The following is a 15,519-nucleotide window of genomic DNA, read 5'->3' on the forward strand; positions in this document are numbered from 1 at the left end:
AGGCGGCCGCTATAGGATGGCCGCGCCGCGTCCATTACATGTACATGCCGCCGTCCACATGCACCGTCTGTCCGGTCATGTAGGCGGCCGCATCGGACGCCAGGAAGCGCACCGCGGCGGCGATGTCCTCCGGCCGGCCGAGACGGGCGAGCGGAATGCCGCCGAGCATCGACTCGCGGGCCTCCGCAGGCAGCTTGTCCGTCATGTCCGTCTCGATGAAGCCGGGCGCGACGCAGTTGACGGTGATGCCGCGCGAGCTGAGCTCCCGCGCCGACGACTTGGTGAGGCCGATGACGCCGGCCTTGGCCGCGACATAGTTGGCCTGGCCCGGATTGCCGAGCGCGCCGACGACCGAGGAGATATTGATGATGCGGCCGGAGCGCTGCTTCATCATCGGACGGCTGACGGCCTTGATGCCGTTGAACACGCCCTTCAGGTTCGTCTCGATGACCTGGTCGAACTCCTCTTCCTTCATCCGCATGATCAGATTGTCGCGCGTGATGCCGGCGTTGTTGACGAGGATGTCGATCCTGCCCCAGGCGTCGAGCACGCTTTTGACGAGGCCGTCGAAATCGGCGGCCTTGCCGACGTCGCCCTTGAGCACGAGCGCCTTGCGGCCGAGCGCTTCTACCGCTGCCGCCGTCTCGGCGGCAGCGGCCTCGCTGCCGGCGTAGTTCACCGCCACGTCGGCGCCCGCCTCGGCGAGCGCGACGGCGATCGCGCGGCCGATGCCGCGCGAGGCGCCCGTCACGAGAGCCGTCTTGCCCGTCAGATCTGCAAACATATCCGGTTCCTCCCTATGCTTCGTTGTTCAGCTCGGCGGCTGCCGCCTGCAGCGACTCCACGCTGTTGACGGACAGCACGCGCACGCCGCGGTCCGTCTTTTTGATGAGGCCGGCGAGGACGGAGCCCGAGCCGAGCTCCACGAACGTATCGACGCCTTCGTCGATCAGGCGGCGCACCGTGTCCTCCCACAGCACCGGCGAGTACACCTGCTCCACGAGCAGGCGGCGGATCTCCTCCGCGGCCGTCGCCGGAGCCGCCGTCACGTTGGCGACGACCGGCACCGACGCGTCCCGGATCGCGACCTCGCTCAGCACGGCGGCCAGCTTGTCCGCCGCCGGCTTCATGAGCGAGGAGTGGAACGGCCCGCTCACCTCGAGCGGAATCGCGCGCTTCGCGCCCGCTTCCTTGATGCGCTCGCCCGCCCGGGCGACGCCCTCGGCGCTGCCGGAGATGACGATCTGCCCCGGGCAGTTGACGTTGGCCAGCTCGACGGGATGGCCCTCGGCCGCGATCGAGGCGCAAAGCGCGGCAAGCGCCTCGCGCTCGGCGCCGAGCACGGCGCTCATCGCGCCTTGCCCGCCCGGCACCGCCTGCTCCATGAACTCGCCGCGGCGGCGCACCGTGCGCACGGCGTCGGCGAAGCCGAGCGCTCCCGCCGCCGTCAGCGCGCTGTACTCGCCGAGGCTGTGGCCTGCGACGTAATCCGGCTTGATGCCCGTCTCGCGGAACGCCTCGAGGAAGGCCGCGCTCACCGTCAGCAGCGCCGGCTGCGTGTTGGCCGTCTGCTTGAGCGCTTCATCCGGACCTTGGAAGATCAGCTCGCTCAGCGCGAAGCCGAGCGCGGCGTCCGCTTCCTCGAATACGGCGCGCGCCGCCGGGCTGGCGTCGTACAGGTCCTTGCCCATGCCGACCGCCTGGGCGCCCTGGCCCGGAAATACAAATGCGATTTTGCCCATGCTGAAAGCCGCCTTTCGTAGCTTGTCGGTTGTTGCCGCCCGAGGCGGCGGCGTCCTCCCGTTCGGAGGACGCCGAGTCCTGTCACCAGACGAGGACGGATGCCCCCCAGGTGAGGCCGCCGCCGAAGCCGACGAGCAGCAGCTTGTCGCCTTCGCTCACCTTGCCCTGCTCGACGGCTTCGGCGAGCGCCAGCGGGATCGAGGCGGCCGATACGTTGCCGTAGCGGTCGAGATTGACCATCGCCTTGTCCTCCGGCAGCTCCAGCCGGTTCAGAGCGGACTGGATGATGCGGATGTTCGCCTGATGCGGGATGAGCAGGTCGATGTCGCCTTTGCCGAAGCCGGCCTTGGACAGCGCCTGCTCCGCCGAGGCGCCCATGACGCGCACCGCGAACTTGAACACGTCGTTGCCGGCCATCTTGAGGTAATGCTGCTTGGCCTCGACGCTGTCCGCCGTCGACGGCAGGCGCGAGCCGCCGCCCGGAATCTTGAGCAGCTGGCCGCCGCTGCCGTCGGAGCCGAGCTCGAACGACTGGAAGCCCCGTCCCTCCGGCACCTCGCCGAGCACGACCGCGCCCGCGCCGTCGCCGAACAGGATGCAGGTGTTGCGATCCGTGTAGTCGGTGATGCGCGAGAGGCATTCCGCGCCGACGAGCAGCACATGCTTGTACAGGCCTGCCTGGATCATGCTCGACGCCGTCGCCAGGCCGTAAATGAAGCCCGAGCAAGCCGCCGACAGGTCGAATGCCGCGGCGCGGGAGGCGCCGAGCCGATCCTGCAGCAGGCTCGCCGTGGATGGGAAGAACATATCGGGCGTGATCGTCGCGACGATGATCAGATCGAGCTGCTCGGCCGTGATGCCGGCGCTCTCGAGCGCCTTCAAGCTCGCCTCGAAGGCGAGGTCGGACGTCGCCTGCCCTTCGGCGGCGATGCGCCGCTCGCGGATGCCGGTACGGGTGACGATCCATTCGTCGTTCGTCTCGACCATCCGCTCCAGGTCTTGGTTCGTAAGAACCTTCTCGGGGACGTACTTGCCGGTGCCGATGATGCCGACCGATATGGACTTCATGACAGGACCTCTTTTCCTTTTATCTCTGCGGCCACCGTCGGGATGAGCCGGGCCTGCAGCGCGATCCGCGCCTGGCGGACGGCGTTTTTGACCGACTCGGCATCCGAGGAGCCGTGGCATTTGACGACGAGTCCGTTCAGCCCGAGCAGCGGCGCTCCGCCGTACTGGGCGTAGTCCATCTTGCTCTTCAGCCCTTTGAGCCCGGGCATGAGCACGGCGGCGGCCAGCTTGGTCAGCAGGCTGCTCGTGAAGGCGGACTTCAGCTCCTTCATGATCGCTCCGGCCGTGCCCTCCATCGTCTTGAGCAAAATGTTGCCGGCGAAGCCGTCGCATACGAGCACGTCGCAATTGCGCTGCATGACGTCGCGCGACTCGACGTTGCCGACAAATTCGATCGGAGCCTTCTCCAGCAGCTCGAACGCCGCCTTCGTCAGCTCGCTGCCTTTGCCCGGCTCGGTGCCGACGTTGAGCAGGCCGACGCGCGGACGCGCGATGCCGTGCACCTTCTCGCGGTAGATGCTGCCCATGACCGCGTACTGCGCGAGATGCTCCGGCTTGGCGTCCATGTTGGCGCCAAGGTCGAGCGCCAGCACGCCGACGTTGTCGAGCGTCGGCAGCACCGGCGCGAGCGCCGGTCGCTCGATGCCGTCCATGCGGCCGACGACGAGCAGGCCGGCCGTCATGAGCGCGCCGGTATTGCCTGCGGACAGCATCGCGTCCGCCGCGCCTTCGCGGACGAGCCGTCCGGCCACGACCATCGAGGCGTCCTTCTTGCGGCGCACGGCGCGCACCGGCTCGTCGTCCGCCTCGATCTTCTCGCTGGCGGGATGGATCGTCAGATTGGACGGCGGAGCGCCGTCCAGATGCGCTTCGATCGCCTCGGGGGCGCCGACCAGCACGAGCTGCGTGTCGGGCCATTCGCGGGCCGCCGCCAGCGCCCCCTTGACGATCTCCGCAGGCGCGCGGTCTCCGCCCATCGCGTCAATCGCGATCTTCAATGCTCGTCTCCTCCTTCTATGCTTGCCGCTTCGCCGCCGGAACGGTGGATCATGAACTGGCCTTCGAACACCAGCTCGTCCCCGACGTAGGAAAACACCTCGACCTTGGCCTTGCTGCGCTGCCCGGCCCGGCGCACGTACGCCTTGGCGATGCACTTCTCTCCGAGGCGGACCGGCCGCAGGAAGCGGATGTCCGCCGTCGCGGTCAGCGCGACCTCGTCGTTGATGACGGCGACGGCAAGCGAGTTCGCCTGCGCGAACAGATGATGTCCCCGCGCGATGCCGCTGCGGGAGAAGGCATGCTCCTCCCCGATCTCGAAAATCGAGATGCCGCTGCGGTCAAGCTGCAGATCGACGATCTCGCCGATCACCTCGTCGGCCTGCAGCGAGCGGATCGGATCGTACGAGCGCTCCGCCATCAGCTTGAGCCGCTCGCGAAGCTCGGGTATGCCGAGCTCCATCCGATCCAGGCGGACCGTCTGGATGCTTACTTTGAGCAGGCGGGTCAGCTCGCGGTCCGTCATGAAGGGATTGTCCTCCATATGCTTCAGTAGCTGCTGATGCCGCTGCTTTTTCGGAAGGCGTTCGATGACCTGCACCACCTTTAACCTTAACCTATGCACGATTCCGAAGTTTAACACCTGGTACCAATTCAGTATAGTAGAATTGCCCCCGGCCCGCAAACCCAAAAAAAACGCCCGCCGGAATGGCGGGCGCTTCGGTTCCCCCGAAGGGACGGAAGAGGACTATTGGGAAATAACCTCTTTGGTTTTGTAGTATCCGCAAACTTTGCAAACATGGTGAGCCAGCTTGAGCTCTCCGCACTGCTCGCACTTCACCATGCCCGGCACAGTCAGCTTGAAGTGCGTGCGGCGTTTGTCGCGGCGGGTCTTGGACGTTCTGCGTTGTGGTACTGCCATTGTCTAACACCTCCTTCAAAGATCGGCGTTGCCTCAATCATGAGCCGCTTCTACTCCAGCAGCTTTTTAAGCGCCTCGAACCGGGGATCGATGACATCCCTGGAACAGCCGCATGATTGCTCGTTCAGGTTGGTTCCGCAATCCGGGCAAAGCCCCTTGCAGTCGTCGCTGCAGAGCGGCGCCATCGGCAGGTAGATGAGCAGGGTGCCCTCCACGTAAGGCTGAAGGTCGACCTTGTCCTCTGCGACGAGGATGAGGTCCTCGTCCGCCTCCGGATCCTTCACCATCGAGGCGAGCGCGAAACGCTCCTCGATCGGAATGCTCAGATGCTCCTCCACCGGCTCCAGGCAGCGCGAGCAGACCATCGTCAGATCGGCGCGAAGCTCTCCGGCCACCTGCGCCGTGCCCTCGTAGGGCCGGACGTCAAGCTCCACGGACATAGGCTTGGCCGCAACGACGTCCTTGCGATCCTGCAGCAGCTCGGTTACATCCAGCTTCTCGCGGAAGCTGGGCTCCTGTCCTTTGGACACGACTTCCATGACACGAAATTCCATAAGATCACTCCAAACAAACAAAATTTATTATATCGAGCTTGGAAGCCTTTTGTCAACCAAATCTCCTTGTCATTCACCGCTTCGTTCCGCCCGTGCTATAGTAGGAATGAAAACGCTGACCGAAGCGAGGTGCAAGGATGCGGACCGTAGGCCTTATCGTCGAGTATAACCCGTTTCACCATGGCCATGCCTATCATCTTCAAAAATCGAAGGAAGCCGCCGTCGCCGAAGCGTCCGTCGCCGTCATGAGCGGCAGCTTCCTGCAGCGCGGCGAGCCCGCGCTCATGGACAAGTGGGCCCGGACCCGCACCGCCCTCGAAGGCGGCATCGACCTCGTGCTCGAGCTGCCGCTCGCCTATGCGGTGCAGCCGGCCGAATGGTTCGCCTACGGCGCCGTCTGGACGCTCGAGGCGACAGGCGTCGTCGACGCGTTCTGCTTCGGCAGCGAGACCGGCGAGCTGGCGCCGCTGCGCGCTGCCGCCCGCTTGCTCGCGGAGGAGCCGGAATCGTTTCGCGCGGCGCTGGCGTCCGGCCTGGAGCGAGGGCTCCCGTATCCGTCCGCGTACTCTGCCGCGGCCGCCGAACTGCTGCGCCGGGACGGCGGCGCGGAGTTCCCGCCGCTCGCGGCGGAGCAGCTCGCGCAGCCGAACATGACGCTCGGCCTGCATTATCTGCTTGCGCTCGAGCGGCTCGGCGGCCGCATGGAGCCGCTTACGATCCGCCGCGAAGGGGCCGGCTACCATGACGAGGCCGGCAGCGGCTCGATCGCCAGCGCGACCGCGATCCGCCGCATGCTGGAGCAGGGCGGCGGCGCGGCCGGCATCGCGCGCTACGTGCCGGCGTCCACGCTGCGCGTCGTGGAGGAGCAGCTCGCCGCCGGCGAGGCGCCGCGCCGCTGGGACGACTACTTTCCGCAGCTGCTGCACCGGCTGCTCGTCGAGCCGCCCGCCTCGCTTGCAGGCACGCTCGGCTTCGGCGAAGGACTGGAGCGGCGGATCGCCGCCCAGCTCGCGGCGCTGCCGGAGCTCGGCTTCGAGCCGCTGCTCGCCGCCGTCAAGACGAAGCGCTATACGCGCACTCGGCTGCAGCGCGCGCTGCTCGGCGTGCTGCTGAACCTGCGCGCCGCGGAGCTTGGCCGCGAGCGCCTGGCGGCCGGCCCCGGCTACATCCGCGTGCTCGGCTTCACGCCGCGCGGCCAGCAGCTGCTCGCGCGCATGCGGCGCGAGGCGTCGGCGCCTGTGCTGACCAGCGCCGCGCGGGCGGACGGGCTGCCGCTGCTGGAGCTGGACGTCCGCGGCACGGCGGTGCATGCCGCAGGCGGCGGCAGCCGCGACCCGAGGCGGCTGCTGCGCGACTATTACGAGCCGCCGATCCGCCTGTAGCCGCTGGCGCACGAAGATCCGCCGCCGATCCGTCCGTAGCCGCTGGCGCTCGAAGATTCGCCGCCGATCCGTCCGTAGCCGCTGGCGCCGAAAGATCCGCCGCCGATCCGCCTGCAGCCGCTGGCGCTCGAAGATTCGCCGCGGCCGGACGGCTGCCTTCCCAGCCGTCCGGCCGCGGCGGCGGGATTCAGCGGCGGCTCCGGATCGTCCGCTGATCGCCGTCCGGCTGCTGCCTGCCGCGAGCGGACCGGAAGCAGCCGGCGTTCCCTACGGCCGCGGCTGCAGCAGGGCGACCGCCTCGGCGAGCGTGTCCGCGCCGACGACGCGCATCCGCCCGCCGGCGCGCCGCGCCGCTTTTTCCGCCTCGCCCGCCTCCGACTTCGGCGCGACGAACAGGCCGGCTCCCGCTTCCGCGGCCGCCTGGGCCTTGCGGGCGACGCCGCCGACCGCTCCGATGCGGCCGGCGGCGTCGATCGTGCCGGTGCCCGCGATGCGGCGGCCGCCGAGCAGCTCCGCATCGGGCGTCAGCCGATCGTACAGCGACAGCGCCGCCATCAGCCCGGCGGACGGTCCGCCCGCTGCGGCCGCGCCGAGCCATAGCGGCTCCCGGCCTCCGTCCGCGAGCCGCAGGCCGGACGGCTGGGAGCCGGCTTTTTCCGCCTCTCGCTCCGACGTCCCGGCCTCACCCTCCGCCTCGACCACCTCCCGCTTCGCCTCGTCGGCCGCCGCTCTCGCCGCCAAGAGCAGCGCTTGCCGCATCGCTTCTTCCATCCGTATCCGGTAAGCCTCCTCCGACGCCCCGCCGAGCACCGAACGCACGCTCAGCGCGTCTCCGCGCCCCGTCAGCTCGGCGTACGCCGCCTCCAGCAAGCTCGCCCGCTCCAGCTTGACCGCCGTATACAGCCACGCCGGACCCGTCGCGGCGGCAGCCGCTTCGGCCTCGCGCCCCTCCATGGCCGCTCCGAACTGGATCAGCGGCGCGGCATTCCGCGCGAATCCAGCCGTCTGCACGTAATACGGCCGCGGCAGCGCCGCCGCTGCGACGAATCCGGCCAGCGCCAGCGCGGGCAGCCAGCGGCGGATCGACGCCCGCGGCGCAAGGCCCGTCCTTTTTTCCCGCATGCCCCCCCCTCCTCCGCTCTCCCCGTTCTTCTAAGCCCGTCCGCCGATGCGTATACATACAGGAGCCTGCCCGTCCCAGATCGAAGGAGGACCGATCCATGCTCCGTACCCTCTTGACCGCCTGCGCCGCCATCCTCGTCGTCGCCGCCATCGTCGGCGGCACGTCCGAGGCGTTCCAGGCGTCGCTGTCCGGACTGTCGCTGTGGTGGAATTTCGTCTTCCCTGCCGTGCTTCCCTTTCTCGTGCTCGCCGAGCTCATGCTCGCCTTCGGCCTCGTCGACGGCCTCGGCGTGCTGCTGGCGCCGCTCATGCGGCAGCTCCGCCTGCCCGGCTCTGCCGGCTGGGCGCTCGTCCAAGGCTGGACGAGCGGCTATCCGGCCGGCTCGAGCGCGGCGGCGCGGCTCGTCCGCTCGCAACGCCTCACTCCCGCGCAAGGACAACGGCTGCTCGCGCTCGTCCATTCGCCCAACCCGCTGTTCGTCATCGTCGTGCTCGGCGCGGGCTTCCTCCATCAGCCGCTGTTCGGTCTGCTGCTGCTGCCGCTGCTCTGGGCCGGCTCGCTGCTCGCCGCCTGGACGATGAGCCGACTCGCGCCGCTCTCGGCCGCAGAGACGAAGACGACAAGCGCGGACGGCGCGAGCGCGTCGGCCGCAGCCGCCGAGCCGAGCGGCTTGACAGGCGCCGGATCGCGGGACGCGTCCGGCTCCGACCGCGAAGGGGCGCCGGCAGCGGAAGGCCCGCCCGCGCCAGTCGCGATGCGCCCGGCCGCGACCCGCGCCAGCCTCGCGGCCCGCGCCCTGCAAGCGGTCGAGGAAGGCCGCGCGCGCGACGGCCGCAGCTTCGGCAAAGCGCTCGGCGACGGCGTGAACGGCGCCGTCCAGCAGCTCATGGCGGCCGGCGGACTGATCATCCTCGCCTCCGTGCTGCTGCGCCTGCTGCAGCCGCTGCTGCCTGCCGCCATCGCCGGCCCTGGACTGACCGCCGCCGCCGAGGCGCATCTTGGCGCGGCGGCGCTGGCCAGCTGGCATGCGCCGGAGCCCGCCTCGCTGCTGCAGGCGGCCGCGCTCGCCGCCGCGCTCGGCTGGGGCGGGCTGTGCGCCCTGCTGCAGGCGGGCGGAGCGGCGAGCGGCAGCGGCCTGCGCCTGCTGCCGCTGGCCGGCTCGCGCCTGCTCGCCGCCGCTTATTCCGGCGGGCTCGCGCTGCTGCTGTGGCGGCCGCTGTCGTCGCTGGCCGGCTCGGCCGCTCCCGCCTTTGCCGACGCCGGCTGGGCGCCGCCTACGGGCTGGGCGGCCGGCGCCCAGCGGCTGCTCCAGGAGCCCGGCGCCTGGAGCGGCGTGCTGCGCGGAGCGCTGCTGCTGCAGCTGCCGCTCGCCGCAGCGCTCGTCTCGGCGCTGCTGCTGCTGTCGGCCGCTGCCGCGCTGGCTCTGCGCCTGCGGCGCTCCGCCCGCACCGAGGCGTGAGCGCCGGAGCGGCCCGGGCGATGCGGCGGCTCGACGACGTGGCGTCTCGTTCGTTCCGCCTGCCCGTTTTGACGCGCGCAAGCTTCCCCGGCACGAACAAAAACCGGCCTTACTCAGGCCGGTCCGGATATTTGAGCAGCAGCTCCCTTTCGACCGCCGGCGGCACCAGGTCCTTGACGCTGCCTTGGAACCGGGCGATTTCTTTGACCATGCTGGAGCTCAAGTAGGAATATTTCGGATTGGTCATCATGAAGATCGTCTCGATCTCCTCGTCGAGCCGATGGTTCATCGAGGCGAGCTGCAGCTCGTACTCGAAGTCCGTCACCGTGCGGATGCCGCGCACGATCGTGCTCGCGCCGCGCGAGCGCATGAACCGAACGGTCAGGTCGCGGAAGCTGTCGACCTCCACGTTGGGGATATCCTTCGTAATTTCGACGAGCAGCCGCTTCCTTTCCTCCACGGAGAACAGCGGGTTTTTGCTCGTATTGTTGAGCACGGCGACGATGACCGTGTCGAACTGCCGGGCCGCCCGCTGGATGATGTCCAGGTGGCCGCAGGTGACCGGATCGAAGCTGCCCGGATAGACCGCGATGCGCCCCTTTCCCGCCGTGCCCGCAGCGGGCTCCGCCTCCGCGCCGGTCGTTCCTTCTAGATGCCTATCCTTCTTGTCCATCTGCAGCCTCCGTATTCCCGTCTTCGCGACGGCGGTACACCGTGACCGCCGTCTCGCCGTACTCCGCCCGCTTGCTCCGCTCCCATGCGCCGATCCGCTCCGGATAGGCGCGGGAAGCGTCATGCTCCACGACGATGACCGCATCGTCCGCCAGCAGCTCCCGCTCCTGGAGCTCGGCGATCAGCTCGTCCATATGCGTCAGCCGGTAGGGCGGATCGAGAAAAACGGCCGAAAACCGCTGTCCCCGCTTCTGCAGCGCCTTGACGGCACGTCCCGCTTCATTGGTATAGATCTCCGCCCGCGCGGCCATGCCGGCCGCCGCGACGTTCGCGCGCACGACCGCCACGCTCGCGCGGTCCATGTCGACGAACACCGCCTTGTCCATCCCCCGGCTCAGCGCCTCGATGCCGAGGCCTCCCGTGCCGGCGAACAGATCGAGCGCCCAGCCGCCGTCGAAGTAAGGACCGATCATGCTGAAGATCGCTTCCTTGACCTTGTCGGTCGTCGGCCTCGTATTCATGCCGGGCACAGCCTTGAGCGCGCGCCCTTTCGCTTCGCCCGCGATCACTCTCATCGTGGTCCGCTCCTCCTGTTGCTTGCGGCGAGTCGCCGCCAAAATGGCCTTCCTATCGTACCACAACCGCGGCGCGCGATGAAAGCGCTGGCCAAAGCCGCGGCGGGAGGCTCCGGGCCAGAGGTCCGCTCTGGCTGCGAAACGCTTGTCACCGGCCGCTTGCGGGCGGGCGACCGGCGGAATTTGTCCCTCCGTCCGCTTGATTTTCCCCTTACCGGCCCTCCTGGACCGCCGGATAATGGAAGGGAACTCATTTCCCTATCCGAAGGAGGAAAATCATTTGACCCCAACCCGGTTCAAGCTGCCGCGCCGCCTCGCGGCCGCCTGCCTGTCCCTCGCGCTCGCGGCCGGCCTGAGCGCCGCCGCCCTGTCCGCGCCAAAAGCCGCCGAGGCCGCTCCGGCTGGCGGCTACAAGATCGTCGGCTACTGGCACAACTTCGACAACGGCTCCGGCTTCATCCGGCTGCGCGACGTCTCGCCCGACTTCGACGTGGTGAACGTCAGCTTCGCTGAGCCCGTCGGCGGCAGCTCGACCGGCAACATCGGCTTCGCTCCCTACAATTATACGGAAGCGGATTTCAAGGCCGACGTCGCTTATTTGAAAAGCCAAGGCAAAAAGGTGCTCATCTCGATCGGCGGCGCGAACGGCCAGGTGCAGCTCGCCTCGACAGCCGCCCGCGACGCGTTCGTCAGCAGCGTCTCCGGCATCATCGACAAGTACGGCTTCGATGGCCTCGATGTCGATTTCGAAGGCCATTCGCTCTACCTGAACGCCGGCGACTCCGACTTCAAGAACCCGACCACGCCGGTCATCGTCAACCTGATCAGCGCGCTCAAGACGATCGACGCCCGTTACGGCAGCGACAAGTTCGTGCTGACGATGGCTCCGGAGACGTTTTTCGTCCAGCTCGGCTATTCGTTCTACGGCGGCAGCTGCATCAGCTGCGACAGCCGCGCCGGCGCCTACCTGCCGGTCATCCACGCGACCCGCGACATCCTCGACTGGCTGCAGGTGCAGAACTACAACTCCGGTCCGATCACCGGCCTGGACGACCAGTACCATACGATGGGCAATGCCGACTTCCACGTCGCCATGGCCGACATGCTGCTGACCGGCTTCCCCGTGGCCAAAAACGCCGCCAGCTTCTTCCCGCCGCTGCGTCAGGAGCAGGTTCTGCTCGGCCTGCCGGCGAACGGCAACGCGGGCGGCGGCTTCACCTCCGTCGCGGAGGTGCAGAAGGCGCTCGACGCGCTCATCAAGGGCCAGCAGCTGAGCACGTACAAGACGCGCGGCAGCTCGACTGGCTATCCGAACTTCGGCGGCCTCATGACCTGGTCGGTCAACTGGGATAAATTCAACGGCTTCGAATTTTCCAGGCAGCATCGCGCCTACCTGAACGCCATCGCGCCTAGCGCGCCGGACACGCAGCCGCCGACCGCGCCGGCGAACGTCGTCTCGACCGCCAAAACGGCTTCGAGCGTGTCGCTCTCCTGGGGCGCATCGACCGACAACCGCGGCGTAACGGGGTATGTCGTCTATTATGGCGGCAGCTCGCTGCAGACGTCCGGCACGTCGGCGACCGTCGCCGGCCTCACGGCCAATACCGCCTACACGTTCACGGTCAAGGCGAAGGACGCCGCCGGCAACCTGTCCGCCGCCAGCGCTCCGCTCTCCGTCACGACGAGCGCGCCTTCCGCCGATACGACGCCGCCGACCGCTCCGGGCTCGCTCGCCGCGACCGCCAAGACGGCTTCAAGCGTCACGCTCGGCTGGAGCGCTTCGACCGACAACGTCGGCGTTACGGGCTACGTCGTGACCTATGGAACGACGTCGGTGGAAACGGCTGTGACGAGCCTCGCCGTCACGGGCTTGTCGCCGTCGACCGCCTACACGTTTGCGGTCAAAGCCAAGGACGCCGCCGGCAACCTGTCCGCCGCCGCCTCGCTGACCGTGACGACGGACGCCGCTTCCGGCGCCCAGGCGTGGGCGGCCGGCGTCAGCTACAAGACCGGCGACCTCGTCACGTACGGCGGCAAGACGTACTCCTGCCGCCAGCCGCACACATCGCTGCAAGGCTGGGAGCCGCCGAACGTGCCGGCTTTGTGGCTGCTGAAGTAAGAGCTGAGCTGAACCGGACGGACGCGGCGGAAACCGGCCCGGCCAGCGCGTGATGCGGGCTGACGCGGCAACGTAAGGATGCCGTCGCCGACGCGGGTTGCCGCTCAAATGCCAAAAAGGCGAAGCCGGGAGCATGCTCCCGGCTTCGCCTTTTTTTGAATTCAAGGCACTCTGGGTGCCTTGGATTCGAGATTGGATTGGTTCTCGCTGATTCAAGGCACTTTGAGTGCCCTGGATTCGAGATTTGATTGGGTTTCGCCTGATTCAAGGCACTCTGAGTGCCTTGGATTCGAGATTGGTTTGGGTTTCGCTGGTTCAAGGCACTTTGAGTGCCTTGGATTCGAGATTGGTCTAGGTTTCGCTGGTTCAAGGCACTTTGGGTGCCCTGAATTCGAGATTCGTCTGGGTTTCGCTGATTCAAGGCACTTTGGGTGCCCTGGAATCGAGATTGGGCACGTTCCCACTGATCCAAGGCACTTTGAGTGCCTTGGATTCGAGATTCGTCTGGGTTTCGCTGATTCAAGGCACTTTGAGTGCCCTGGATTCGAGATTGGTTTGGGTTTCGCTGTTTCAAGGCACTTTGAGTGCCCTGGATTCGAGATTGGTTTGGGTTTCGCTGTTTCAAGGCACTTTGAGTGCCCTGGATTCGAGATCGGGCTCGTCTTCGATGATTCAAGGCACTTTGAGTGCCCTAGATTCGAGATTGGGCTCGTCTTTGATGGTTCAAGGCACTTTGGGTGCCCTGAATTCGAGATCGGGCTCGTCTTCGATGATTCAAGGCACTTTGAGTGCCCTGGATTCGAGATTGGTTTGGGTTTCGCCTGATTCAAGGCACTTTGGGTGCCCTGGATTCGAGATTGAGCACGTCTTCGCAGATCCAAGGCACTTTCGGTGCCCTGGATTCGAGATTGGGCTCGTTCCCGCTGATTCAAGGCACTTTGGGTGCCCTGGATTCGAGATTGGGCTCGTCTCCCCCGCCTTTGCTGCCCGCGCGCGGTGTTCAAGTCGCCCTAAAGCCCGACGTCAAGGCATCATTACTGTCGTCGCGTCCCCGCGCAGCTCCTCCCAGCGAAGACGGCGCGTGCAGATGCGCTCGAGCAGCGCCTCGTCGTGGCTGATCGCCAGCACGCCGAGCCCCCGCTCCTGCGCGACGCCGAGCGCCGCGCGCCAAATGCCGGCCTGCGTGAGCGCGTCGAGCATCGCGGTCATCTCGTCGGCGATCAGGACGCGCGTCGCCGGGCCGAGCGCCCGGGCGATGCAGACGCGCTGCAGCTCGCCGCCCGACAGCTCCGAAGGCCAGCGGTCCAGCCAGGAAGGCGCGATCTGCAGCGCCTCCAGCAGGCTCGGCTCCGGCGCTCCCGCTTCGGCGAGGATGCGGCGGATGCGCCAGCGCGGATTGACCGCGCGCTCGGGATGCTGCAGCACGAGCTGCGCCGGATGCGGTCCGCGCCGCGCGGCCGGCCGGCCGCCGTACCGGACCTCCCCTTCGTCCGGAGCCAGATGGCCCGCGAGCATCCGCGCCAGCGTCGATTTGCCGACGCCGCTGTCGCCGCTGATGCCGACCACTTCGCCCGCCTCCAGCGTCAGGCTCATGTCGCGGAACAGCCAGCGTCCGCCTAGATGAATCCCCACTTTGTCCGCTTCCAGCATATCTAGCCTCCTGCCCGGCTCATTCGCCTCGACACGACCGGCGCCTTTTCCGGACCGATCCATGACCATCACTCTGCCCTCATTCCGCCTCGACACGTCCCAACTCCCTTCCAAGCCAAACCGCTCCTCCGCCAACTCGTGCGTCCATCCCACCGCCCTCAATCCGAGATCTCTTCCAAGCCAAACCGCTCCTCCGCCACATCGCGCGTCCATCCGAGCGTCCTCAGTCCGGCTTGAAGCATCGCACCTGGCCGCCTCTCCACGCCCGCATCGCCGGCTTGGCGGCGCGGCACTCCGGCGCGGCCTGCCCGCAGCGGGCGGCGAAGGCGCAGCTGGCCGCGGCTTCCTCGGGCGCCGGCTGCACGCCCGGCAGAGGCCGGAAGCCGTTCGCCGGCAGCGCCTGCCACAGCGCCCGCGTATACGGATGGCGCAGCCGCTCGCCGGCTCCGGCAAAATCGGACGCGGCGGCCAGCTCGACCGCCTCGCCGGCGTACAGCACCGCGACCCGGTCCGCGACGCGCAGCGCCGCCTCGATGTCATGCGTCAGCAGCAGCACGCCGCAGCCGCCGTCCGCCAGCTCGCGCAGCGCCTGCAGCGCTTCTGCCGCCTTGCCCGCCTCCATGCCGGGCGTCGGCTCGTCCGCGACGACGAGGCGCGCGCCGCCGAGCGCCGCGGCGGAGACGAGCACCTTGCGTGCCATGCCGCCGGACAGCTGATGCGGATACAGCCGCTCGGCCCGCTCCGGCAAGCCGAATCGGGAGAAAACCGCGCGCAGCCGGCTCCGCGCCTGCGGTCCACGCTGCCGGCCGAGCGCCTGCTCCCCCGCCCGCAACAGCGGGTCCAGATACGTGACGCCCTGCGGCACGAGCGCCAGCTCCTTGCCGCGCAGGCGCAGCAGCCTCTCGCCGTCAAGAGGCTCGCCGGCATACCGGATCGAGCCGGATGAGCGGGCATTGTCCGGCAGCAGCCCCATGACGGCATGGGCGAGCAGGCTTTTGCCCGATCCGCTGGAGCCGACGAGCGCGACGAGCTCGCCCGCTCCTACGCTCAGGTCGACGCCGGCGAGCGCCTGCACGGTCCTTCTTTGCAGCCCGCGACCATACTGCAGGAACGATACGCGCAGCCCTTCGATCTCCAGAAGCGGAGCCGCCGCGCCGAGCGCGGCTTCCTCCGAGCTTGCTCCGCGCAGGGACGCCTCCTGCGCCGGAACACGCTTTGCCCCAATCGCCATCGTCTTCTCCTCCTCGTGCCTCCTC

General features: G+C 68.0%; 15 protein-coding genes. 3 read left to right on the plus strand and 12 right to left on the minus strand.

Annotation, left to right across the window (positions count from 1 at the left end; all coding sequences use genetic code 11):
- Positions 1 to 34 precede the first annotated feature (34 nt).
- From fabG to NYE40_RS13725, 7 genes are all read right to left on the minus strand, one after another.
- Complete coding sequence (gene fabG / locus NYE40_RS13695; RefSeq protein ID WP_028597463.1) at positions 35 to 784, minus strand: 3-oxoacyl-[acyl-carrier-protein] reductase; 750 nt, start codon at positions 782 to 784, stop codon at positions 35 to 37.
- Positions 785 to 797: 13 nt separating this feature from the next.
- Positions 798 to 1,742 carry an ACP S-malonyltransferase gene (fabD, locus tag NYE40_RS13700; RefSeq protein ID WP_028597464.1) on the minus strand — a complete coding sequence of 315 codons (945 nt, stop codon included), beginning with the start codon at positions 1,740 to 1,742 and terminating at the stop codon, positions 798 to 800.
- Between the two features lie 82 nt (positions 1,743 to 1,824).
- Positions 1,825 to 2,811: a beta-ketoacyl-ACP synthase III gene (locus tag NYE40_RS13705; RefSeq protein WP_028597465.1), complete on the minus strand. Its 987-nt coding sequence runs from the start codon at positions 2,809 to 2,811 to the stop codon at positions 1,825 to 1,827.
- A complete protein-coding gene (gene plsX / locus NYE40_RS13710; RefSeq protein ID WP_028597466.1) occupies positions 2,808 to 3,809 on the minus strand; it encodes a phosphate acyltransferase PlsX in 1,002 nt (333 codons plus the stop codon). Before plsX ends, NYE40_RS13705 begins: the two co-directional genes overlap by 4 nt.
- A complete protein-coding gene (fapR, locus tag NYE40_RS13715) occupies positions 3,806 to 4,411 on the minus strand; it encodes a transcription factor FapR (RefSeq protein ID WP_028597467.1) in 606 nt (201 codons plus the stop codon). The genes plsX and fapR overlap by 4 nt, the downstream gene beginning before the upstream one ends.
- Positions 4,412 to 4,555: 144 nt before the next feature.
- Positions 4,556 to 4,729, minus strand: coding sequence for a 50S ribosomal protein L32 (rpmF, locus tag NYE40_RS13720; protein ID WP_028597468.1), 174 nt, complete (start codon positions 4,727 to 4,729; stop codon positions 4,556 to 4,558).
- A 50-nt stretch (positions 4,730 to 4,779) separates the two neighbouring features.
- Positions 4,780 to 5,283 (minus strand): DUF177 domain-containing protein, encoded by a 504-nt coding sequence (locus NYE40_RS13725; RefSeq protein WP_153783739.1) that lies wholly within the window; start codon positions 5,281 to 5,283, stop codon positions 4,780 to 4,782.
- A gap of 137 nt (positions 5,284 to 5,420) precedes the next feature.
- Here NYE40_RS13725 and NYE40_RS13730 point away from each other — a divergent pair, with 137 nt between their 5' ends.
- Positions 5,421 to 6,665, plus strand: coding sequence for a nucleotidyltransferase (locus tag NYE40_RS13730; RefSeq protein ID WP_153783740.1), 1,245 nt, complete (start codon positions 5,421 to 5,423; stop codon positions 6,663 to 6,665).
- A gap of 267 nt (positions 6,666 to 6,932) precedes the next feature.
- On the opposite strand, the gene NYE40_RS13735 is transcribed toward NYE40_RS13730, so the two are convergent.
- The gene (locus tag NYE40_RS13735) at positions 6,933 to 7,787 is read right to left on the minus strand and encodes a S16 family serine protease (protein ID WP_153783741.1); all 855 of its coding nucleotides are present in this window, start codon (positions 7,785 to 7,787) and stop codon (positions 6,933 to 6,935) included.
- Positions 7,788 to 7,885: 98 nt separating this feature from the next.
- Here NYE40_RS13735 and NYE40_RS13740 point away from each other — a divergent pair, with 98 nt between their 5' ends.
- Positions 7,886 to 9,247, plus strand: a complete 1,362-nt coding sequence (locus NYE40_RS13740) for a nucleoside recognition domain-containing protein (protein ID WP_153783742.1) — start codon at positions 7,886 to 7,888, stop codon at positions 9,245 to 9,247.
- 109 nt (positions 9,248 to 9,356) lie between these two features.
- On the opposite strand, the gene coaD is transcribed toward NYE40_RS13740, so the two are convergent.
- Complete coding sequence (gene coaD / locus NYE40_RS13745; protein ID WP_153783743.1) at positions 9,357 to 9,920, minus strand: pantetheine-phosphate adenylyltransferase; 564 nt, start codon at positions 9,918 to 9,920, stop codon at positions 9,357 to 9,359.
- Complete coding sequence (gene rsmD / locus NYE40_RS13750) at positions 9,904 to 10,494, minus strand: 16S rRNA (guanine(966)-N(2))-methyltransferase RsmD (protein ID WP_101809250.1); 591 nt, start codon at positions 10,492 to 10,494, stop codon at positions 9,904 to 9,906. Before rsmD ends, coaD begins: the two co-directional genes overlap by 17 nt.
- A 280-nt stretch (positions 10,495 to 10,774) precedes the next feature.
- On the opposite strand from rsmD, the gene NYE40_RS13755 reads away from it, so the two are divergent.
- A complete protein-coding gene (locus NYE40_RS13755; RefSeq protein WP_228551539.1) occupies positions 10,775 to 12,613 on the plus strand; it encodes a glycosyl hydrolase family 18 protein in 1,839 nt (612 codons plus the stop codon).
- Between the two features lie 1,023 nt (positions 12,614 to 13,636).
- On the opposite strand, the gene NYE40_RS13760 is transcribed toward NYE40_RS13755, so the two are convergent.
- Both NYE40_RS13760 and NYE40_RS13765 read right to left on the minus strand, forming a co-directional pair.
- Positions 13,637 to 14,263, minus strand: a complete 627-nt coding sequence (locus NYE40_RS13760) for an ATP-binding cassette domain-containing protein (protein ID WP_339278563.1) — start codon at positions 14,261 to 14,263, stop codon at positions 13,637 to 13,639.
- 223 nt (positions 14,264 to 14,486) lie between these two features.
- A complete protein-coding gene (locus NYE40_RS13765) occupies positions 14,487 to 15,494 on the minus strand; it encodes an ABC transporter ATP-binding protein (RefSeq protein ID WP_153783746.1) in 1,008 nt (335 codons plus the stop codon).
- Positions 15,495 to 15,519: the final 25 nt, after the last annotated feature.

Source organism: Paenibacillus sp. FSL W8-1187, from assembly GCF_037965485.1.
GTDB lineage: Bacteria > Bacillota > Bacilli > Paenibacillales > Paenibacillaceae > Paenibacillus_O > Paenibacillus_O pasadenensis.

Bases quoted from the DNA above. Each gene is read 5' to 3' on its own strand.
- NYE40_RS13735 (WP_153783741.1), bottom strand. From the start codon at position 7,787: ATGCGGGAAAAAAGGACGGGCCTTGCGCCGCGGGCGTCGATCCGCCGC.
- NYE40_RS13705 (WP_028597465.1), bottom strand. From the start codon at position 2,811: ATGAAGTCCATATCGGTCGGCATCATCGGCACCGGCAAGTACGTCCCC.
- NYE40_RS13740 (WP_153783742.1), top strand. From the start codon at position 7,886: ATGCTCCGTACCCTCTTGACCGCCTGCGCCGCCATCCTCGTCGTCGCC.
- NYE40_RS13760 (WP_339278563.1), bottom strand. From the start codon at position 14,263: ATGCTGGAAGCGGACAAAGTGGGGATTCATCTAGGCGGACGCTGGCTG.
- rsmD (WP_101809250.1), bottom strand. From the start codon at position 10,494: ATGAGAGTGATCGCGGGCGAAGCGAAAGGGCGCGCGCTCAAGGCTGTG.
- rpmF (WP_028597468.1), bottom strand. From the start codon at position 4,729: ATGGCAGTACCACAACGCAGAACGTCCAAGACCCGCCGCGACAAACGC.
- fabG (WP_028597463.1), bottom strand. From the start codon at position 784: ATGTTTGCAGATCTGACGGGCAAGACGGCTCTCGTGACGGGCGCCTCG.
- NYE40_RS13765 (WP_153783746.1), bottom strand. From the start codon at position 15,494: ATGGCGATTGGGGCAAAGCGTGTTCCGGCGCAGGAGGCGTCCCTGCGC.
- coaD (WP_153783743.1), bottom strand. From the start codon at position 9,920: ATGGACAAGAAGGATAGGCATCTAGAAGGAACGACCGGCGCGGAGGCG.
- fabD (WP_028597464.1), bottom strand. From the start codon at position 1,742: ATGGGCAAAATCGCATTTGTATTTCCGGGCCAGGGCGCCCAGGCGGTC.
- NYE40_RS13725 (WP_153783739.1), bottom strand. From the start codon at position 5,283: ATGGAATTTCGTGTCATGGAAGTCGTGTCCAAAGGACAGGAGCCCAGC.
- NYE40_RS13730 (WP_153783740.1), top strand. From the start codon at position 5,421: ATGCGGACCGTAGGCCTTATCGTCGAGTATAACCCGTTTCACCATGGC.